General features: G+C 66.9%; 18 protein-coding genes and 1 tRNA gene. 10 read left to right on the top strand and 9 right to left on the bottom strand.

The features are described from left to right. Positions 1–46 precede the first annotated feature (46 nt). Positions 47–1,507, bottom strand: a complete 1,461-nt coding sequence (locus QZM67_RS27800; protein WP_043189062.1) for a PLP-dependent aminotransferase family protein — start codon at positions 1,505–1,507, stop codon at positions 47–49. Between the two features lie 230 nt (positions 1,508–1,737). Between QZM67_RS27800 and QZM67_RS27795 the strand changes: the two genes are divergently transcribed. The 7 genes from QZM67_RS27795 to QZM67_RS27765 all read left to right on the top strand — a co-directional run bounded on the left by QZM67_RS27795 (position 1,738) and on the right by QZM67_RS27765 (position 10,086). Next, on the top strand, positions 1,738–2,430 hold the full coding sequence (locus QZM67_RS27795) for a VOC family protein (RefSeq protein ID WP_301808322.1): 693 nt from the start codon (positions 1,738–1,740) through the stop codon (positions 2,428–2,430). 54 nt (positions 2,431–2,484) lie between these two features. Continuing rightward, positions 2,485–3,393: a DMT family transporter gene (locus QZM67_RS27790; protein ID WP_039370357.1), complete on the top strand. Its 909-nt coding sequence runs from the start codon at positions 2,485–2,487 to the stop codon at positions 3,391–3,393. 152 nt (positions 3,394–3,545) lie between these two features. Continuing rightward, positions 3,546–4,727, top strand: a complete 1,182-nt coding sequence (locus QZM67_RS27785) for a PLP-dependent aminotransferase family protein (RefSeq protein WP_043189067.1) — start codon at positions 3,546–3,548, stop codon at positions 4,725–4,727. Between the two features lie 42 nt (positions 4,728–4,769). Then, positions 4,770–5,228, top strand: coding sequence for a RidA family protein (locus QZM67_RS27780; RefSeq protein WP_301808320.1), 459 nt, complete (start codon positions 4,770–4,772; stop codon positions 5,226–5,228). A gap of 13 nt (positions 5,229–5,241) precedes the next feature. Beyond that, positions 5,242–6,123: a PhzF family phenazine biosynthesis protein gene (locus QZM67_RS27775; protein WP_301808319.1), complete on the top strand. Its 882-nt coding sequence runs from the start codon at positions 5,242–5,244 to the stop codon at positions 6,121–6,123. Positions 6,124–6,341: 218 nt separating this feature from the next. Further along, positions 6,342–8,681, top strand: coding sequence for an EAL domain-containing protein (locus QZM67_RS27770; protein WP_301808317.1), 2,340 nt, complete (start codon positions 6,342–6,344; stop codon positions 8,679–8,681). A 196-nt stretch (positions 8,682–8,877) separates the two neighbouring features. Beyond that, complete coding sequence (locus QZM67_RS27765) at positions 8,878–10,086, top strand: chromate transporter (protein WP_175022436.1); 1,209 nt, start codon at positions 8,878–8,880, stop codon at positions 10,084–10,086. Between the two features lie 49 nt (positions 10,087–10,135). On the opposite strand, the gene QZM67_RS27760 is transcribed toward QZM67_RS27765, so the two are convergent. After that, positions 10,136–10,582, bottom strand: coding sequence for a multidrug/biocide efflux PACE transporter (locus QZM67_RS27760; protein WP_175022437.1), 447 nt, complete (start codon positions 10,580–10,582; stop codon positions 10,136–10,138). 113 nt (positions 10,583–10,695) lie between these two features. On the opposite strand from QZM67_RS27760, the gene QZM67_RS27755 reads away from it, so the two are divergent. Next, positions 10,696–11,580 (top strand): LysR family transcriptional regulator, encoded by an 885-nt coding sequence (locus QZM67_RS27755; RefSeq protein ID WP_043189081.1) that lies wholly within the window; start codon positions 10,696–10,698, stop codon positions 11,578–11,580. A gap of 48 nt (positions 11,581–11,628) precedes the next feature. Here the strand turns inward: QZM67_RS27755 and QZM67_RS27750 are convergent, their stop codons facing one another. The 5 genes from QZM67_RS27750 to QZM67_RS27730 form a co-directional block, all read right to left on the bottom strand. After that, positions 11,629–12,087 (bottom strand): CopD family protein, encoded by a 459-nt coding sequence (locus QZM67_RS27750; protein WP_043189083.1) that lies wholly within the window; start codon positions 12,085–12,087, stop codon positions 11,629–11,631. 255 nt (positions 12,088–12,342) lie between these two features. Continuing rightward, on the bottom strand, positions 12,343–14,664 hold the full coding sequence (gene parC, locus QZM67_RS27745) for a DNA topoisomerase IV subunit A (protein WP_175022438.1): 2,322 nt from the start codon (positions 14,662–14,664) through the stop codon (positions 12,343–12,345). Positions 14,665–14,733: 69 nt separating this feature from the next. Continuing rightward, the gene (parE, locus tag QZM67_RS27740) at positions 14,734–16,716 is read right to left on the bottom strand and encodes a DNA topoisomerase IV subunit B (protein ID WP_175022439.1); all 1,983 of its coding nucleotides are present in this window, start codon (positions 16,714–16,716) and stop codon (positions 14,734–14,736) included. Positions 16,717–16,957: 241 nt separating this feature from the next. Next, positions 16,958–18,943, bottom strand: coding sequence for an ATP-binding cassette domain-containing protein (locus QZM67_RS27735; RefSeq protein ID WP_301808312.1), 1,986 nt, complete (start codon positions 18,941–18,943; stop codon positions 16,958–16,960). A gap of 256 nt (positions 18,944–19,199) precedes the next feature. Then, a complete protein-coding gene (locus QZM67_RS27730) occupies positions 19,200–19,604 on the bottom strand; it encodes a DUF4399 domain-containing protein (RefSeq protein ID WP_301808311.1) in 405 nt (134 codons plus the stop codon). 199 nt (positions 19,605–19,803) lie between these two features. Between QZM67_RS27730 and QZM67_RS27725 the strand changes: the two genes are divergently transcribed. Next, positions 19,804–19,986 (top strand): rubredoxin, encoded by a 183-nt coding sequence (locus QZM67_RS27725; protein ID WP_011352822.1) that lies wholly within the window; start codon positions 19,804–19,806, stop codon positions 19,984–19,986. Between the two features lie 175 nt (positions 19,987–20,161). Further along, positions 20,162–20,236, top strand: a tRNA-Arg gene (locus QZM67_RS27720). 229 nt (positions 20,237–20,465) lie between these two features. Here the strand turns inward: QZM67_RS27720 and QZM67_RS27715 are convergent. Continuing rightward, the gene (locus QZM67_RS27715) at positions 20,466–20,687 is read right to left on the bottom strand and encodes a hypothetical protein (RefSeq protein WP_301808309.1); all 222 of its coding nucleotides are present in this window, start codon (positions 20,685–20,687) and stop codon (positions 20,466–20,468) included. A gap of 101 nt (positions 20,688–20,788) precedes the next feature. Next, positions 20,789–21,100: a hypothetical protein gene (locus tag QZM67_RS27710; RefSeq protein WP_301808307.1), complete on the bottom strand. Its 312-nt coding sequence runs from the start codon at positions 21,098–21,100 to the stop codon at positions 20,789–20,791. Positions 21,101–21,238: the final 138 nt, after the last annotated feature.

The following is a 21,238-nucleotide window of genomic DNA, read 5'->3' as shown; positions in this document are numbered from 1 at the left end:
CTGGGGACGGCACGCCCGATTTCAAGGGCCGGCGTGCCGCCCAGGGTCACGACGCGCGACGCGCGGCCGAATCGATATAACGCGACAGCAGCCCCGGCAGCGCCGGATCGCCGCAATTCGCGACGTTGAAGCGCATCCACGTCGACGGCGATTGCTGCGGCGAGAACAGGCTGCCCGGCGTCAGCAGAAAGCCGGCCTCGTGCGCGACCGCCGCGAGCGCGTCCGAATCGACGCCCGTGTCGGCCCACAGGAACATCCCGGCCGCCGGCATCGTGAAGAGGCCGAGCCCCGTGCGCTCGAGCATCCGCGCGGTCTTGTCGCGCACGCCGTCGAGCCGCGCGCGCAGCCGCTCGACGTGGCGACGGTAGTGCCCTTCGGTCAGGATCTTGTAAAGCACGCGCTCGTTCAGCTCGGGCGTCGTCATCCCGACCAGCATCTTCTGGTCGGTGACTGCCTTCGCGATCTCCGGCGCGCAGGCGACATAGCCGACCCGCAGGTTCGCCGCGAGCGTCTTCGAATAGCTGCCGAGGTAGATCACGCGCTTCAACTGGTCAAGGCTCGCGAGGCGCGTGGCCGGATAGCTCGGCGGGCACAGGTCGCCGTACACGTCGTCCTCGACGACGAGAAAGTCGTACGCCTCCGCGAGCTTCAGGATCCGGAACGCCTGCGCGGCCGACAGCGACGTGCCGGTCGGGTTCTGCAACACCGAATTGATCACGAGCATCTTCGGCCGCCACATCTGCACGAGCGTCTCGAGCGCGTCGAGATCGGGGCCGTCCGGCGTGTACGGCATCCCGACGAGCTGCGCGCCCTGCGCCGCGAAGCGGCCGAACATCTGGAACCAGGCCGGATCGCCGACGATCACCGCATCGCCGGGCTTCACGTAGATCCGCGAGATCAGGTCGATCGCCTGCGTGATCCCCGACACCAGCACGATCTGTTCGGGCTTCGCGCCGATCTCCACTTCGGCGAGACGCGTCTGCAGTTGCTGGCGCAGCGGCAGGAAGCCCTGCGCGGTGCCGAAGCCGAGCATCTGCGCGCCGGACTGGCGCCCGAGCGCGCGCAGCGCGCCGGTGATCAGTTCGCCGTCGAGCCAGCGGCCCGGCAGATAGCCGAGACCCGGCCCCTTTTCCGGGCTGACGGTGTGCAGCATGTTGCGCAGCAGCCAGACGACGTCGATCGTGTTGTGCACCGGCGCGGCCTCGGCCACGCGTGCGACGCTGTCGGCCGGTTGCGGGCCGGCGGCCGTGCGCTCGCGCACGTAGAAGCCCGAGCCGCGCCGCGAGTCGAGGTAGCCCTGCGCGACGAGCCGCTCGTACGCCTCGACGACGGTGAAGCGCGACACGCTCTTGTCGAGCGCGAGCTTGCGGATCGACGGCATCCGCATGCCGGGACGGAACACGCGTTCGTCGATGCGCCGCCGCGCCCACTGGACCAGCTGGTCGACGAGCGTGAGCGTGGCCGTGTCGTGCGGCACGGGAATCTGGGCGAGTGGGACGGTGGACATGGGCGGCAGCTCCAACTGTACCGAAGGCTATCGCGCCGATTGTACCGTTACTGTGCCGGTAGCGACGATTACAGTTGACCGGCATGGCGACCCTGCGGCCGCCGCTTTGGCCCCGCCGCACCGGGTACCGCGCCCACCGGCCTGCATCGCGGCCGGTACGCCGGCCGGTCCGGCCACCGCCCGGCGCATCGCCTGCCCACCATGACACTTTCGCTTCCCGACCGACGTTCATGCCAGCCCGCTCCCTGACACTCGACCATCTCGTGATCGCCGCGCGCACGCTCGACGAAGGCGTCCGCCACGTTGCCGACGCGCTCGGTATCGAACCGGCCGGCGGCGGCGGCCACCCGCTGATGCGGACCCACAATGCGCTGTTCGGCGCGTGGGGCGGGCTCTACCTCGAAGTGATCGCGATCGACCCCGACGCGCCGGCGCAAGACGACAGCGCCAAGCCGCCGCGCGCGCGGCTGTTCGGCCTCGACGATCCGGCCATGCATGCGCGGCTCGCGCAAGGTCCGTTTCTCGCGCACTGGGTCGCGCGCGTCGACCGTCCGCGCCAGCTCGCGCTGTGGCAGAGCCAGTACCCGGCGCGCATCCCGCCGGTCGTCGCGATGCGGCGCGGCGACCTGAGCTGGGGCCTCACGGTGCCCGACGACGGCGCGTTCCCCGCGTGGCAAGGCGCGGGCGACGGCCTGCTGCCGTCGCTGATCCAGTGGGACAGCGCGCACCACCCGGCCGAATCGCTGCCGGGCGACGGCGTCGCGCTGAAGGCGCTCAAGGGCGTCCACCCGCGCGCAGACGCGCTTCGCGAGCAGCTCGACTGGCTCGGCGCCGCGCACCTGCTCGACCTCGAAGCCGCCGACGGCCCGCCCGCGCTCGTCGCCGAATTCGACACGCCGCAGGGCGCGCGCACGTTGCGCTGAACGCCCTCCTCCCCTCAACGACATCAATACCGGCAACACGGAGACACCCCTCACATGAATTCGCGCGAAACCCGGGGCATGCTGCTCGGCCTCATCGGCGTGATGATCTTCAGCCTGACGCTGCCGATGACGCGTATCGTCGTCTCCGAACTCCATCCGCTGCTCAACGGGCTCGGCCGCGCGCTCGCCGCCGCGGTGCCGGCCGGCCTGCTGTTGTGGTGGCGCCGCGAGCCGCTGCCGACCCGCGCGCAACTGAAAAGCCTCGCGATCACGTCGCTCGGCGTGATCATCGCGTATCCGGTGTTCTCCGCCTGGGCGATGAAATCGGTACCGGCATCGCACGGCGCGGTGGTCAACGGCCTGCAGCCGCTGTTCGTCGCGCTGTACGCGGCATGGCTGTCGCACGAGCGGCCGTCGAAGGCGTTCTGGGCCAGCGCGGTGGCCGGCAGCGCGCTGGTGATCGCGTTCGCGCTGCGCGACGGCGGCGGCACCGTGCAGGCCGGCGATGCGCTGATGCTCGTCGCGGTCGGCATCGGCGCGCTCGGCTATGCGGAAGGCGCGCGCCTCGCGCGCCAGATCGGCGGCTGGCAGGTGATCTGTTGGGCGCTCGTCGTGTCGGCGCCGTTCCTCGTGTTGCCGGTCGGCTGGCTCGCCTGGATGCAGCATGCCGCGCATCCGGGCCCGCTCGCGCTGCGCACGTGGCTCGCGTTCGGCTACGTGACCCTCTTTTCGCAGTTCATCGGCTTTTTCGCGTGGTATGCGGGGCTCGCGATGGGCGGCATCGCGCGCGTCGGCCAGGTGCAACTGCTGCAGATTTTCTTCACGATTGCTTTTTCCGCGCTGCTGTTCGGCGAAACGGTGACGCCGTCGACGTGGCTGTTCGCGGCCGCGGTGATCGCCACCGTGGTGCTCGGGCGCCGCTCGGCGGTCGCCACCGCCGCGCAACCGGCTCGCGCCGGCTGAACAGCTGCGCCATAATGGACGTTTTGCCTGATCGGTTTTGCCCACCCGGCCGCGAAGGCTCGATCGCGCTCGTGCCTGCCCACCCGGCAGCGTCGAAGCGATTTGCCCGAACGACCTTTCTTGACTGACCACGATATCCGAACGAGGAGACTATGAATCCGAGCGACCTGCATCCGCCGCACTGGCAGCTTTCCGAACGCGCACGCAAGCTGACGAGCTCTGCAATCCGCGAGATCCTGAAGGTCACGGAACGCCCCGAGGTCATCTCGTTCGCCGGCGGCCTGCCCGCCCCCGCGACGTTCCCGGCCGAGCGCATGCGCGCCGCCGCCGATCGCGTGCTGCGCGACGCGCCGGCCGCCGCGCTCCAGTACAGCGCGACCGAAGGCTACCTGCCGCTGCGCGAATGGATCGCCGAGCGCTACAGCGTGCGCGTGTCGCAGGTGCTGATCACGACCGGCTCGCAGCAGGCACTCGACCTGCTCGGCAAGGCGCTCGTCGATCCGGGCAGCCCGATCCTCGTCGAAACCCCGACCTACCTCGGCGCGCTGCAGTCGTTCTCGCTGTACGAGCCGCGCTACGTGCAGGTGCCGACCGACGAGCAGGGCCTGCTGCCGGAAGGCCTCACGCCCGAACTCACGCAAGGCGCGCGCCTCTTGTACGCGCAGCCGAACTTCCAGAACCCGACCGGCCGCCGCCTGCCCGTCGAGCGCCGCCGCGCGCTCGCCGCGTTCGCGCAGTCGAGCCCGTTCCCGGTGCTGGAAGACGATCCGTACGGCGCGCTGAACTACCGCGGCGAGCCGCTGCCGACGATGCTGTCGATGGCGCCCGATCACATCGTGCACCTCGGCACCTTCTCGAAGGTGCTCGCGCCGGGCCTGCGGATCGGCTACATCATTGCGCCCGAGGAACTCCACTTCAAGCTCGTGCAGGCCAAGCAGGCCACCGACCTGCACACGCCGACGCTCACGCAGCGCATCGCGCACGAAGTGATCAAGGACGGGTTCCTCGACGAGCACATCCCGACGATCCGCGAGCTGTACAGCGCGCAGTGCGACGCGATGCTCAGTGCGCTCGAGCGCCACATGCCGGAAGGCGTCACGTGGAACCGGCCGGAAGGCGGGATGTTCATCTGGGTGAACCTGCCCGCGCAGATCGACAGCATGAAACTGCTCGCCACGGCCGTCGACAACCACGTCGCCTTCGTGCCGGGCGCACCGTTCTTCGCGGACAACGCGCAGCAGAACACGCTGCGCCTGTCGTTCGTGACGGTGCCGCCCGAAAAGATCGAGGAAGGCGTCGCGCGCCTCGGCAAGCTGCTGCGCGAGCGCCTCTGATCCCCTTTTTCCTGTCACGACTCTCAACGAGGAATCGAATACATGGCTAACGTCTACGACAAACTCAAGTCGCTCGGTATCGAGCTCCCGACCGCCGGCGCACCGGCCGCCGCCTACGTGATGAGCGCGCAAACCGGCAACACGGTCTTCCTGTCGGGCCACATCGCGAAGAAGGACGGCAAGGTCTGGGCCGGCAAGCTCGGCGCCGATCTCACGACGGAAGACGGCAAGGCCGCTGCCCGCTTGATCGCGATCGACCTGCTCGCGACGCTGCACGCGCACACCGGCGACCTGAACAAGGTCACGCGCGTCGTCAAGCTGATGAGCCTCGTCAACTCGACGCTCGACTTCACCGAACAGCACGTCGTGACGAACGGCGCGTCGGAACTGATCGCGGAAGTGTTCGGCGACGCCGGCAAGCACGCGCGCTCGGCCTTCGGCGTTGCGCAGATCCCGCTCGGCGCGTGCGTCGAGATCGAGCTGATCGCCGAAGTGGCGTAACGAGCGCATCGCGATGTCCGACCATCGGGTCCGTTTCAAGCAGGTCGACGTGTTCACGTCGGTGCCGTTCAAGGGCAACGCGCTCGCCGTGGTGTTCGACGCCGATTCGCTCGGCGACGACGACATGCTCGCGATCGCCCGCTGGACGAACCTGTCGGAAACGACGTTCGTCTGCACGCCGACCGATCCGGAAGCCGACTACCGCGTCCGGATCTTCACGACGGAGGGCGAACTGCCGTTCGCCGGCCACCCGACGCTGGGCACCGCGCATGCGTTCCTGGAAAGCGGCGCGCAGCCGCGCACGCCGGGCCGGCTGATCCAGCAGTGCGGGGTCGGCCGGGTCGCGCTGCGCAAGCAGGCCGACGGCTGGGCATTTGCCGCGCCGCCGGCACGCGTCACGCCGCTCGACCGTTCGGACTACGCGGCGCTGGCTGCCGCGTTGCGCAGCAACGCGATCGACCTGGAGGCCGAGCCGTGCGCGGTCGACAACGGTGCGCCGTGGCTGGTCGTGCGGCTGAAGTCGGCCGATGCGTGCATCGGCCTGTCGCCCGATCCGGTCGCGCTGGCGGCGCTCACGCACCGCTACGGCATGGACGGCCTCGCGGTCTACGCGCCGCACGCCGACAGCGGCCCCGCGACGTTCGAAATCCGCTGCCTGATGACGGGCGGCAACTTCGGCTTCGGCGAGGATCCCGTCACCGGCAGTGCAAACGCGGCGCTCGCCGGGCTGCTGACGCGGCAGGAACGCCGCCCCGGCCAGTCGTATACGGTCCGCCAGGGGACGGCGATCGGCCGTGAGGGCCGCATCTTCGTCCGCTACGACGAAGACGGCACCGCGTGGATCGGCGGCCAGGTCGTCACGGTCGTCAACGGCACCTTCCTGTCCCCCGCGTAACATTTCGCGATGTGCGATGGCGCCGGCCCGTCCGGCGCCCCCTACGATTCGCCCAACTATCGCAAAAGCGTTCCAGCCAGTAATATCGGGCCTAATCCGTTGTTTCGGAGGTCTGTCCATGGTTGCGTGTCCCGCGAACGAACAGACGTCGGGACAACCCGAACCCTAGACGGCCATCCAGACGGATGGCGCACGCGAGCAGGACGCCACCCTCTTCGATGAGCTCCGCCCGGTCCAACCACACGCCGCCGACCCGGCCGCTACGCGCGCCGCGCAAATCGCGCCGGCGTGCGCTATTTGCGATCCCGCTGCTCGGGATGCTGGCGCTTGCGCTGCTGTGGGCCGTGATCATCGCGCGTCTGTCGGTGGAAAAGGACAGCGCGTACAAGGAAGCGGCGGCTTCCGCCGCGATCCTCTCCTCTGCGCTCGAGCAGCACACGGTCAAGGCGATCCATCAGGTCGACCAGATCACCCGCTTCGTCAAGTTCGAATTCGAGAAGTCGCCCGCGCGCTTCAACCTCGCCAGCGCCGTCGAGAAAGGCGTCGTGCCGAGCGACACGCTGATCCAGGTGTCGCTCGTCAACGCGAAGGGCATCCTGTTCGCGAACACCGCCGAGCTGCATCCGCAGCCGATCAACCTGTCCGACCGCGAGCACTTCAAGGTCCACCTCGCGCACAACGACGATCGCCTGTTCATCAGCAAGCCCGTCCTCGGCCGCGTGTCGAGCCACTGGACGCTGCAGATGACGCGGCGCCTGAACAACCCGGACGGCAGCTTCGCGGGCATCGTCGTCGTGTCGGAAGACCCGAGCTACTTCACGAACGACTTCTACAACAACGCGGCGATCGGCAAGGAAGGCGTGATCGCGGTCGTATCCGATACGGGTGCCGTGCTCGCGCGGCGCACGGGCTCGGTCAGCAACGCGCCGGGCGCGTTTTCGGCGTCGGGCGTCTATCCGATCGCCGAGCGCGTGACGGGCACGATCATCGACCCGATCGACGGCGTGACGCGCATCGTGTCGTACCGCCACCTCGACGGCTACCCGCTCGCGGTGATGGTCGGGCTGTCGCAAACCGAGGAATTTGCGGACTACGACCATACGCGCAACGTCTACCTGCTGATGACGAGCTTCATCACGCTCGCGATGCTCGCGTTCTTCGGCGTCGCGACGGGCCTGATCGGCAAGCTGCTCGGCCGCGAGCGCGAAATGACGCAGCTCGCCGAATACGACCTGCTCACCGGCCTCGCGAACCGCTACGCGACGCTGCGCGGGCTGCGTAACGACGTGTCGATGCCGACGAGCCTGTCGCGGCTCGGGCTGCTGTTCATCGATCTCGACAACTTCAAGACCGTCAACGACACGCTCGGCCACAACGCCGGCGACATCGTGCTGCAGATGACCGCGTCGCGCCTGTCCGATGCGGTCGGCGACGAAGGCTCGCTTGCGCGCATCGGCGGCGACGAGTTCGTCGTGGTGATGAAGGGCGACGACGTCGAGCGGCGCGCGGTGCGGCTCGCGGAAGCGATCATTCGGATGTTCGGCGAGCCGTTCGACGTGCGCGGCAGTTCGTTCGTGCTGCATGCGAGCATCGGCATCGCGCTGCACACCGTCGCGAACGAAAGCGAGATCGACCTGCTGAAGAAGGCCGATCTCGCGATGTACAGCGCGAAGGACGCCGGCAAGAACTGCTACCAGTTCTACGCGCCGCACCTGTCGCACCGCGCCGACCACCTGATGCGCTGGGAACAGCAATTGCGCGTCGCGCTCGCCGAGGGGCAGCTGTTCCTCGCATACCAGCCGAAGATCGACCTCACCCACCGCACCATCACCGGCTTCGAGGCGCTCGCGCGCTGGGACCACCCCGAACACGGGATCATCTCCGCGAACGAATTCATTTCGATCGCCGAATCGACCGGCCTGATCGTGCCGATCGGCGACTTCGTGATCCGCACCGCGTGCGAGCAGATCGCGCGCTGGCGCGACGAGGGCCACGACACGCTGACGCTCGCGGTCAACATCTCGCCGGTGCAGTTCTGGCGCGGCGACCTGATCGAGACGATCTCGCGCACGCTGCAGGAAACCGGCATCGACGCGAACCGCCTCGAAATCGAGATCACCGAAACCGCGATGATGGAGTATCCGGAACTCGTGTCCGAGAAGATCGTCGCGCTGAAGAAGCTCGGCATCCGGATCGCGCTCGACGATTTCGGCACCGGCTATTCGTCGCTGTCGTACCTGCACCGCTTCTCCGTCGACACGCTGAAGGTCGACCGCTCGTTCGTGCAGGCGATCCCGAACGATCGCAGCGTGTGCGTGATGGTGTCGTCGATCGTGCATCTCGCGCGCTCGCTGGGCCTGACCGTCGTCGTCGAAGGCACCGAAACCGAGGAGCAGATCACGTGGCTGTCCGCGCTCGGCGAGATCGAGGCGCAGGGCTTCCTGTTCTCGCGACCGGTGCCGGCCGACGCGATTCCCGCGCTGATCGCACGCTTCGGCGTGCGCGCCGAACCGCCGAACGTGATCGCGCATCGCGCGACCGGCAGCACGGGCGCGTGAGCGCACCGCAGCCGTGGCGGGCCTTGCGCACACCATCATTGTTTCGTTTTCCGATCTGATTGTTTAGTTCATGAACTAGCGTTTCCGCGCATGGCAGTGTCACGGTGCGCGGCGGACAATCGGGAGGGCCAACGTGTCGGCGGGCCGCCGGCATGGCTATACGCGAGAGATCGGGCCTCCGGCCCACCCTACCAACATGACAACCGTCGAAATCGAAGCGACTGCTGATGTCGAACAGGCGCAGGCTTCCCTGTGGAACCTGTTCAAAGTCGTCGCGAGCATTTCGGCGGTTTCGTGGGGCGGGCTGTCGATGATGGCGCAACTCGAACGCCACTACGTGGAACGGCTGCGGCGCATCGAGCCTCACGTATTCGGCGATCTCGTCGCGCTGGCCTGGCTCGTGCCAGGCCCCGTCGGCTGCAACGTGGCAGTACAGGTCGGCCAGATCCTGCACGGCCGCATCGGCGCATGGGTCGCCGGCCTCGCGAGCGTGCTGCCGTTCTCCATCCTGATGACGCTGTTCGCGATCTTCTATCGCACGCCACTCGTGCGCTCGCTGGCCGCGCCGATGCTGATCAATCACTTCGGGATGGTGCTCGCCGCGCTGATCGGCGTCACGTGGGTCAAGCAGTTGCGCTCGCTCGCTCGCACGCGGCGCGAACAGCTGATCGCCGCGCTGTCGACGATTCTGCTCGGTTTTGCGCATAATCCGGCCGCCTTCGTCGGGATTCTTTTCGCCGCGTTCGCGGCGGGCTGGCTGACGGGGCCACCGCAACGCGACGCGGTCGATGTCACGCTGTCGGCCCGCGACCGCAACCTGCTCGTGCTGCTCGGCGTGCTCGTCACGCTGTTCGCGATGCCGCTGCCCGGCGACTATCAGGCGACGCTGCTGTGGCCGCGCCTCGCCGGCGCCGGCATGACACTGTTCGGCGGCGGCTTCTCCGCGCTGCCCGTGCTCAAGACGCTGTTCGTCACGCCGGCAACGGGCATCTCCGATCACGACTTCACGCTTGCGTTCGCGTTGTCGCCCGTCGCACCGGGGCCGCTGCTGAATGTCGTGCCGTTTCTCGGCTACCTGACCGACGGCTGGGTCGGCGCGCTGGCCGCGACGGCCGCGCTGTTCATTCCGTCGGGCTGCCTCGTCGTGTTCGCGCAGAACCACCTGTTCCGGCTCAAGCGCCATTCGCGCTTCGAACACGGGATGCGCCTGTTGCGCGCGGCGACCACGGGTTTTCTCGTCGTCGCCGTCGTGAAGATCCTGCATCGCGAGCCGGCCGACCCCGTTTATTGGCTGACGGGCGCCTTCGCGACGCTGTGCTTCGCGCGCTTCAAAGTGCCCGTCTATGCCGTGTACGGCACCGTCGCGGCTGCGTGCGGCGTGTGGCTGTGGGCCGCCGCGCGCTGACCGGCGACGGCCGCCGGCCTCTGCCGGCATTCGCCGGTCTCGCTCGTCCTCAACCTGCCTGCACCGCAACCCGGCGTTCCATCCAGCGAGCGCGCAGCGCGTCGTATGCGAGGTTGAAGCAGAACGTGTAAGGCAGGAAGAACAGCACGATGCCGAGGTCGAGCAGCAGCGCCTCGACGAGGCTCACGTTCAGCCACCACGCGGCAACCGGCACCACCATCGCGACGAGACCGAGCTCGAACATGATCGCATGCGCGATCCGCATGCCGAGCGTGCGCTTCAAGCCCGCCCGCCGCTCGAAGCGGTCGAACAGCGTGTTGAACGCCATGTTCCACGCCATCGCGATCAGCGACACCATCACCGTCAGCACGCCGACGTGCGACACCGGCATGTCGAGCAGCCACGCGCCGATCGGCGCGCACAGCGCGATCGCGATCAGCTCGAATGTCAGTGCATGCAGCAGCCGTTCCGTCACTGTTTTGTTGATCTGTTTCATGATTCCCTCCGATTCGTCTACTTCGTACATGGCAGCCATTTTGATCGGCACAACCGTATGAATCCAGTTTGATATCATCGGTTTTTCCGATATAACGCCGCCAGGAGTGCTGCATGCGTCACGCCCCCGAAGCCCTGCTCGCATTCGCCGAAGCCGCGCTGCTCGGCTCGTTCACGGCCGCCGCGCGCAAGCTCGGCAAGCGCCAGTCGACCGTGTCGGAGGCGATCGCGAACCTCGAGATCGATCTCGGCGTGCAGTTGTTCGACCGCTCGACGCGCGCGCCGACGCTGACCGATGCCGGGCGCGCGCTGCTGCCGCAGGTGCAGCGCGCGCTCGAGGCCGGCGCGGCGATCGACCGCATGGCCGCGCGGCTCGCGCGTGGCGAGGAAGCACGGCTGACGCTCGTCGTGTCCGACACGTACCAGTCGAAGCGCTACGAGGAAACGTTGATGGCACTCGAACGGCGCTTTCCGGCGCTTGAGCTCGAATGCCAGATCGCCGAGCACGAGGACGTGCTCGACCTGATCCAGCAAGGGCGCGCGCAGCTCGGGCTGATGGCCGCGCGCGCGGCCTATCCGGCCGATATCGGCGCGGCGACGATCGCGGAGGAATCGGAGATCGGGCTATTCGTCGGCCGCACGCACCCGCTCGCCGAATACGGCGACGCCGACGTGCCGCACACCGCGCTGCGCGACGTGCGCGAACTGCGCCTCAATACCTATGTGAAGACGGAAGGCCGCAGCGCCGACGACCGGATCGTCGTCGGCACGCAGCACTGGCTGGCACCGAGCTACCTGATGCTGCTGGAGATGGCCGTGCTGGGGTTCGGCTGGGCCGAACTGCCGCGCTGGATGGTCGACCACTTTGCGCACGATCGGCTGTGCGAACTGCGTGCGCGCGGCTGGCCGCGCCGCGTGCGGGTCGATGCGGTCTGGTCGCGCAACCGGCCGCTCGGCCCGGCCGGCTCATGGCTGCTCGACGCGATGCTGGCCGCGTAGCGGCGCTTGCGGCGCACCGGCGGCTGCACGCCGGCCGACTCCGGTCAATCAGAAACCGCGAGACAGCACCGCCGCGCCGATCGTGACGACGCCGAGCACGAGGTTCACGACGACGAGCAGGCGCACCGTGTTCACCGCGCGTGCGCCGTCCGGCCACTTTTGCGCCTGCACCGCGCGGCGGATGCGCGGGAACAGCGCGAACCGGATATGCCCGAAGATCAGCATCATCACGACGCCGAGCCCGGCCATCGCGTGCAGCGACCACGTCGCGTGCGCGCCACCGAATTCCATGAGCAGGAAGCCGCCGGACAGCAGGATCACGATCACGGAACCCGATACCCAGTTGAAGAAGCGGCCGAACACGCCTTCGATCAGCGGCAACCGAAGCTGCGGCGACAGGTCGGACAGCGCCGGGCGCAGGCAGAAGTTGGCGAAGACCATCCCGCCCACCCACACGGCGACGGCCAGCAGGTGAAGAAACAGCGCGACGGCGACAGCATGGGACATGACGGCAATCCTGTGAGGAGTTGGGTGCGGCGAACGGCCGCGTCGCACGCGGCATCGAGCGACGTTCGACCGGATTGTCGCTGCGCGGTTCAGACCCCAGGCGCGATTTCACACTATTTTGCAAGTTCCGCGTGACAGCGCCACGCTTGCTTACCCGAATCCCCATGCCAAAAAGAAAAGGCCGCACGTCCGCCGAAGCGGAGGTGCGGCCTTCGATCGCGGCCGAACCGAACGAACGATCGATCGTGCGTCGCGTCAGCCGAGCAGCGGACGCAGCTCGCTGACGACCTTGAGCTTCGTCTCCGGCGCGCGGCCCTTGCGCGCGCGCTTGCCGACGTGCGGCGCGAGCGCCGCGTACGACAGCGTCTCGTCCATCGCCTTGCCGCCACGGCCCGTGCCGATCAGCACGACGCCGGCCGGATCGATCGCGAGCGCCTGCACGAGCGTTTCCTTGTCGTCGAGCGCCATCAGGATCACGCCGCGACCGCCGCCGGACAGCGTCTTCATCTCGTCCATGCCGAACACCAGCAGGCGGCCGCCGCTCGACAGGCAGGCAACCTGCTTCGCGTTCGGCAGCACGGGCATCGGCGCGAGCGGCACCGCGCCTGCGTCGATCGTCATGAACGCCTTGCCGGCCTTCACGCGGCTCACCATGTCGCCAACCTTCGCGAGGAAGCCGAAGCCGTTGCTCGACGCGAGCAGCAGTTGCTGGTCGGCCGGCGCCGCGTAGTAGTGCATCAGGTGCGAGCCCGATTCGAGCTCGATCAGCGACGTGACCGGCACGCCGTCACCGCGCCCGCCCGGCAGCACCGACACGTCGACCGAGTACACGCGGCCGCTGCTGCCCCACGCGATCAGACGATCCGGCGTGCGGCACTGGAACGCCGCGTACAGATGGTCGCCGGCCTTGAACGAGAAGCTGGCCGGGTCGAGCCCGTGGCCCTTCAGCGCACGCACCCAGCCCTTCTGCGACACGACCACCGTCACCGGCTCGTCGACCACCTTCGCCTCGAAGGTCGCGCGCTTTTCCTGCTGGATCAGCGTGCGGCGCTCGTCGCCGTACTGCTTCGCATCGGCCTCGATCTCCTTGATCATCAGCCGCTTCATCGCGCTTTCGTTTGCGAGCAGTTCCTCGAGCTTCGCCTTTTCGTCGCGCAGCGCTTCGAGTTCCTTCTCGATCTTGATCTTCTCGAGCCGCGCGAGCTGACGCAGCCGGATTTCGAGAATGTCTTCCGCCTGCCGTTCGCTGAGGCCGAACGCGCTCATCAGCGCGGCCTTCGGCTCGTCCGACTCGCGGATGATGCGGATCACCTCGTCGATGTTCAGGAAGACGATCATCCGCCCTTCGAGGATGTGGATGCGGTCGTCGACCTTCGCGAGACGATGGCGGCACCGGCGCGTCATCGTCAGCTGGCGGAACTTCACCCATTCGTCGAGGATCGTCAGCAGGCCCTTCTGGCCCGGCCGGCCGTCGGCGCCGATCATCACGAGGTTCAGCGTCGCGTTCGATTCGAGGCTCGTGTACGCGAGCAGCGTGTTCACGAATTCCGTCTGGTCGATCGTGCGCGACTTCGGCTCGAACACGAGCCGCACCGCCGCTTCCTTGCCCGACTCGTCGCGCACCGCGTCGAGCAGGTCGAGCATCGCCTTCTTCGTGTTGAGCTGCTCGGGCGTCAGCGTCTTCTTGCCGAGCTTGAGCTTCGGGTTCGTCAGCTCCTCGATTTCCTCGAGCACCTTCTGGCCCGACGTACTCGGCGGCAGCTCGGTGACGACCAGTTGCCACTGGCCGCGCGCGAGATCCTCGATCTTCCAGCGCGCGCGCACCTTGAGGCTGCCGCGGCCCGTTTCGTAGGCCGCCGCGATTTCCGCGTCGCTCGAGATGATCTGGCCGCCGCCCGGGAAATCCGGGCCGGGGATCAGGTTCATCAGCTCTGCGTGCGTGAGCTTCGGATTGCGGATCAGCGAGACCGCCGCCGCTGCGACTTCACGCAGGTTGTGCGACGGGATTTCGGTCGCGAGACCGACCGCGATGCCCGACGCGCCGTTCAGCAGCACGAACGGCATGCGGCTCGGCAGCGTCTTCGGCTCTTCGAACGAGCCGTCGTAGTTCGGCATGAAGTCGACCGTGCCCTGGTCGATCTCGTCGAGCAGCAGCTTCGCGATCGGCGTGAGACGTGCTTCGGTGTATCGCATCGCCGCCGCGCCGTCGCCGTCGCGCGAGCCGAAATTGCCCTGCCCGTCGATCAGCGGGTAGCGCAGCGAGAAATCCTGCGCGAGACGCACCAGTGCGTCGTACGCCGACTGGTCGCCGTGCGGGTGGTATTTACCGAGCACGTCGCCGACCACGCGTGCCGATTTCACCGGCTTCGCGTCGGGGCCGAGGCCCATTTCGTTCATCGCGAACAGGATCCGGCGCTGCACCGGCTTCTGGCCGTCGCACACGTCGGGCAGCGCGCGGCTCTTCACGACGCTGACCGCGTAGCTGAGATACGCCTGCTCCGCGTAGTTGCCGAGCGTCAGCGCTTCGGCATCCGGTGCATCGGGGCCGGCGAAGAGATCGGAAGTGTTGTCGTCCATCTGAATTCCGTATTCGTAAGTGGCGTGAGGCCGGGCCGGGTGTCATGCCCGGCCGCGCAGGTGCTCGGCTTAGATGTCCGCTTCGACGTCGTTGCCCTTTTCCTCGAGCCAGCCGCGCCGCGCGGCTGCCTCGCCCTTGCCCATCAGCATCGTCATGCGCGCGACGGTCGCCTCGTAGTCGAGCTCGCCGAGCTTCACCGGCATCAGGCGGCGCGTGTCGGGGTTCATCGTGGTATCCCACAGCTGCTCGGCGCTCATTTCGCCGAGACCCTTGAAGCGGCTGATGCTCCATTGCGTCTCGCGCACGCCGTCCTTGCGCAGCTTGTCGAGGATCGCTTCGAGCTCGCCGTCGTCGAGCGCATAGAGCTTCTGCGCGGCCTTCTTGCCGCGCGCGGGCGCGTCGACGCGGAACAGCGGCGGGCGCGCAACGCACACATGGCCGCGCTCGATCAGTTGCGGGAAATGCTTGAAGAACAGCGTGAGCAGCAGCACCTGGATGTGCGAGCCGTCGACGTCCGCGTCCGACAGGATGCAGATCTTGCCGTAGCGCAGGTTCGACAGGTCGACGCTTTCATCGGGGCTGTGCGGATCGACGCCGATCGCGACCGAGATGTCGTGCACCTCGTTGTTCGCGAACAGGCGGTCGCGCTCGGTTTCCCACGTGTTCAGCACCTTGCCGCGCAGCGGCAGGATCGCCTGGTATTCCTTGTCGCGGCCCATCTTCGCGGAGCCGCCCGCCGAATCGCCCTCGACGAGGAACAGTTCGTTGCGCGCGATATCTTCCGTCTCGCAGTCGGTCAGCTTACCGGGCAGCACCGCGACGCCCGAGCTCTTGCGCTTCTCGACCTTCTGGCCGGCGCGCGTGCGCGCCTGCGCCTGCTTGATCACGAGTTCGGCGAGCTTCTTGCCGTGCTCGACGTGCTGGTTCAGCCACAGCTCCAGCGCAGGACGCGAGAACGACGACACGAGCTTCACCGCGTCGCGGCTGTTCAGGCGTTCCTTGATCTGCCCCTGGAACTGCGGATCGAGCACCTTCGCGGACAGCACGAACGACACGCGCGCGAACACGTCTTCCGCGAGCAGCTTCACGCCCTTTGGCTGCAGGTTGTGCAGCTCGACGAAGCTTTTCACCGCCTGGTAGAGACCGTCGCGCAGGCCGGATTCATGCGTGCCGCCGGCCGGCGTCGGGATCAGGTTCACGTACGACTCGCGCACGAGCGAGCCTTCCTCGCTCCATGCGACGACCCACGACGCGCCCTCGCCTTCGGCGAAGGTGTCGTCGCCCGAACGCGAATCGGCGAAACGCTCGCCTTCGAACAGCGGGATCAGCAGCTCGCTGCCGTTCATTTCGTCGAGCAGGTAGCCGCGCAGGCCGTCTTCATACTTCCACGTCTGGCGCTCGCCACTCTTCTCGTTGACGAACACGACCTCGACGCCCGGCAGCAGCACGGCCTTCGAGCGCAGCAGGCGCTGCAGTTCGCCGAGCGGCAGGTTCGGCGAATCGAAGTACTTCGGGTTCGGCCACACCTGCACGCGCGTGCCGGATTTCTTCTCGCCGCGGCCTGCGCCCTGCGTCGAGAGCGGCTTCACGACATCGCCTTCGGCGAAGCCGAGTTCCGCGATCTTGCCGTCGCGCCAGACCGTCACATCGAGGCGCGTGGCCAGCGCGTTCGTCACCGACACGCCGACGCCGTGCAGGCCGCCGGAGAACGTGTAGGCGCCACCGGCGGCCTTGTCGAACTTGCCGCCCGCGTGCAGGCGCGTGAATACGATCTCGACGACCGGCACACCCTCTTCCGGGTGCATGCCGAACGGGATGCCGCGGCCGTCGTCTTCGACGGAGACCGACTGGTCGGCGTGCAGCGTAACCGTGATCTGCTTGCCGTAGCCGCCGAGCGCCTCGTCGGACGCGTTGTCGATGACTTCCTGGATGATGTGCAGCGGATTCTCGGTACGGGTGTACATGCCGGGCCGCTGCTTGACCGGCTCGAGACCCTTGAGCACCTTGATCGATGCTTCGCTATAGGCCGCGCTGGGTTTCTTCGTTGACATAGGCGCTGAATTTCGTCATTCATCGGGACGTTGTCCACACCTCGTGTGGATAACGTCGTGGACAAAACGTTGAGTTCCGTAAAAAAGCGAATCGAAACAACGGTGTGCTTGGACTGCTCCGAAAGCGGGCGCGCGGCGTGCGCTGCGCTGCCCGGGACGCGCGGTATTTTACTGGTTCCGCGTGGCACGCCAATCGCGGAATCGCGCGCAGCGGCCACCGGCCGCGCGACGCGTCTGCGTATTACGCGGGCTTGCGCTTCGCCTCGAGCGTTTCCCACCGTTCGAGCGCGGCGAGCAATTCGTCGTCGATCGCCGCAAACCGCTCGGTCAGGCGCGTGCCTTCCTGCGGATCCTTCGCGAAAATCGAGCCGTCTTCGAGCCTGGCGTTGATGGTCTTCTGCTCCTCTTCGAGCGCGGCGATCTTCTCCGGCAGCGAATCGAGCTCGCGCTGCTCGTTGAACGACAACTTCACCGTGCGTTGCGCGTTGCGGCCCGCGGCGCTTTTCGCCGCGTCTTCCTTGACGGGTGCCGCATCCTTGACCGCACGCTTCGCGGCGTCCTGCTGCGCGAGCTGATCCGCGCGCGCGCTCTGGATCTGCCAGTCGCTGAAGCCGCCCACATATTCGCGCCACTTGCCGTCACCCTCGGCCGCGATCACCGACGTCACGACGTTGTCGAGGAACGCGCGATCATGGCTGACGAGCAGCACCGTGCCGTCGTAGTCGGCCAGCAGCTCCTCGAGCAGTTCGAGCGTCTGGATGTCGAGGTCGTTGGTCGGTTCGTCGAGCACCAGCACGTTGGCCGGACGCGCGAACAGGCGCGCGAGCAGCAGCCGGTTGCGCTCGCCGCCCGACAGCGACTTCACCGGCGAACGCGCACGCTCCGGCGCGAACAGGAAATCGCCGAGATAGCTCATCACGTGCTTGCGCACGCCGCCGATCTCGACCCATTCGCTGCCGGGGCTGATCGTATCCGCGAGGCTCTTTTCCTGGTCGAGCTGCGCACGCATCTGGTCGAAATACGCGACCTGCAGGTTGGTGCCGATGCGCACCGTGCCTTCGTCGGGCTTCAGTTCGCCGAGAATCAGCTTGAGCAGCGTCGTCTTGCCGGCGCCGTTCGGGCCGATGAAGCCGATCTTGTCGCCGCGCATCACCGTCGTCGAGAAGCGATCGACGACCGCGCGGCCGCCATAGCGCTTCGTCACGTCGGTCAGCTCCGCGACGATCTTGCCGGACTTCTCGCCCTGCGCGACGTCGAGCTTCACGTTGCCCAGCGAGTTGCGGCGCTCCGCGCGCTCGTTGCGCATCTGCACGAGCCGCGCGATGCGGCCGACGCTGCGCGTGCGGCGCGCTTCGACGCCCTTGCGGATCCACACTTCTTCCTGCGCGAGCAGCTTGTCAAACTTCTCGTTTTCCACGCGCTCGATTTCGAGTTGCTGCGCCTTGCGCGTCTGGTATGCGGAGAAATTGCCCGGGTACGACAGCAACCGGCCGCGGTCGAGATCGACGATGCGCGTTGCGACGCGGTCGAGGAACGCGCGATCGTGCGTGATGAACAGCAGGCCGGCGCGCTGCGCGACCAGCAGCTCTTCCAGCCAGCGGATGCCGTCGAAGTCGAGGTGGTTGGTCGGTTCGTCGAGCAGCAGCACGTCGGGCTGCAGCACCAGCGCGCGCGCCAGCGCGACGCGCTTCTGCATCCCGCCCGACAAGGCATCGACGGGCGCATCGACGTCCGCCAGGCCGATCTGCGCGAGCGTCATCGATACGCGCGTGCGCCAGCTCCATGCGTCGTGCGCGTCGAGCGACGACTGCAGGGCGTTCATCCGCGCGAGCAGTGCATCGTGTTCGGCGCCTTCGGGTATATCCGCGAGGCGGTGCGCGATCGAATCGTATTCCTCGAGCAGTTCGCGCGTGTGCGCGAGCCCCGACGCGACCGCATCGAACACCGTCGCGCCCGGCTCGAATTCGGGCTCCTGCGGCACATAGACGGTCACGAGTTCCTGCTGGCGCGTGACGAGCCCGTCGTCGGGCTTCGCGAGCCCGGCGACGATCTTCAGCAGCGACGACTTGCCCGCGCCGTTGCGGCCGATCAGGCCGACGCGCTCGCCGGCTTCCAGCGAGAAATCCGCGTGATCGAGCAACGCGACGTGACCGAACGCGAGCTGCGCGCCGGAAATGGAATAGAGCGACATGGGGAGACGGCGAAGAGAGAAATCGGAAGCGCCCATTGTACCGGTCGCGAGCGGCGGCACCGCTATGGCTGGACGGACTAGGCCGGTAAACGGGTTGAGAGGCAGGTTGGAACGCGCTTTTGACGGCAGGCAGCGGCCATCGACGCGCAGCGACGCGATGCGATGGCGCGCCGGGTGCACCCGGCTTTCGGTAGCGGAGCCGCGCCGCGGGTTCTGAGCGAAAGCCAACGTCGGCCGGATGCCTGTGGCCGGCCCGCCGGACGCCTCGGGCGCCCGTACGCGGCACGCGTGATTACTTCACGTTGACCGTGATCGTCGAGCTCATTTCGGGGCCGTACGACCGGTGGATGCCGTCGCCGAACTGCAGCGTCAGCGTGTGCTGGCCGGGCGGCAGCTTGATTTCGGTTTCGGTCTGCGCCTTGCCGAAGTGCAGCGAGCGCTCGCTTGCGGGAATCACGTCGCCCTTCGGAATCGGCCGGCCGTCGATCAGCAGGTGATGATGGCCGGTGTTCGGCGTCATGTCGCCGGCGGGCCGAAGCTCCATCCCTTCGAGCCCGAACTTCACGAGCACCGGGTTCGACACCGTCGCGCCGTCGCTCGGCGCTTCGAAATACACGCGCGCCTCGGCCCGTGCGACCGTCGACACGGCCATTGCCGCCACGCATACCGCACCTGCGATCCACTTTCTGTTCAGCATCGCATTCTCCTTATGATTGGACAGCCCCGGAAGCATACACCTCGCGAACGGCAACCGTGTTTCGGTTGCATTGTTCGCGATGCGTACGTTTAAAACGACGTTGCGGAGCCGTTCGGCGAAATTCCGGTACCATTGCGCCTTTCGTCCGCCGGCGACGCTGCGGATTGCATCACCGAATTTCCCTTTTCCCGAGCGCTACATGAGCGAAGTAACCGAATACCAGAGCTGGGTCTGCCTGATTTGCGGGTGGGTCTACAACGAAGCGGAAGGGCTGCCCGACGAAGGCCTCGCGCCCGGCACCCGTTTCGCCGACATCCCCGCCGACTGGCGCTGCCCGCTGTGCGATGTGGGCAAGGAAGATTTTGTCGTCGTCGATTTCTGATTCGCTGACTCGCTGATTCGCTGATTCCCTGGTTTTCCGATCGCGGCTGATTGCGCGATCGCGCGCGTCGGCGTGCATTCCGCCCCGCCGATGCGCCGCGCGTTTGCTATACTCTGCGCGCTGTCCACACCGCCGTCCGGTTCGCGTTTTTTGCGCGTGTCTCCCGGACATGGCTCTCCCCGTAGTTCAATGGATAGAACAAGCGCCTCCTAAGCGCTAGATACAGGTTCGATTCCTGTCGGGGGGACCAGCTCAGTTCCAAGCGCCTCCCACGTCTCACAACAAAAAACCCGCCCGGCATAGCTTTGCGGTTTTTTTGTTGCGAACTTCTGCAAAGCTCCCTCAGCCAAAGCAACGCATCGGCAGGGGTTCTTTCGGGGTTCCTCAGCCCCCAAACCAGAACCCCGACATCGCTCAAACGGCACCCCAGCAGAGGAGCGGACATGGCGCTTACCGACATGGCAATACGCAATGCCAAGTCAAGCGATCGTCTCGACCGGCGCATCGAGCGCGCCGGCCTGGGGCGGTCCGTCTGCGGCGGTCCTCACGGGCGTCACGCAATACGATGTCGCGATCGGCAATTCGACCGGGTTCACGTTCATCTCGCCCGGATCGTCGGGCGGCTTCCTGATTTCGAATGGCCCCTCGACCAATCCGTCGTTCGGCAATACCGTCACGACGCTGACGGCGACCGGCGCCATCACGCCCTCGCAAACATCCGGCATAGTCGGCACGACGACCAACAACGCAAACGCGGGCAGCGTCGACAACTACGGTCTATCTGCTCGCGTACGCGTCGTTTTCAACCAGCACTTGCACGGCGGTTGTTTTTGTTACCGCTCGCCGTGTTCGGTTGCGCGGCGAAATTTTTAAGCCGTAGCGCAGGTTTCTCGATGATGTGCCAAGACATGTAACCGGAGGCGACCGACAGAATGATCGACGCAAGCACGAATGCCCCGAACCCGATGTGCGGGAATAGCGCCATCAAGGTTTGCTGGATCAGGAAGGCGTAGACATAAATGCCGTACGACGGGTCGCCTAGCGCCCCGATCCGGCTGAGATAGGGCGTCTCGGTCACGGCAAACGAGATGACCGCGTAAGGGATCGCAAGCATCAGCAGCCATATCCCCCCGCGGCAAAATAGTTGTCGCCCCGATAGAAACTTGAATCTTTCCTGAATTCAAGTTTCGTAGATGGTGGTGGGTTGCCGTCGCCGAAGGCGACGGCCCCCTTGCCACCGATTTCCGCAACA

This window comes from Burkholderia sp. AU45251, from assembly GCF_030482905.1.
GTDB classification, from domain to species: Bacteria; Pseudomonadota; Gammaproteobacteria; order Burkholderiales; family Burkholderiaceae; genus Burkholderia; species Burkholderia aenigmatica.
Note: the sequence above shows the minus strand (reverse complement) of the source record. Positions and strands in the feature narration are given on the sequence as shown.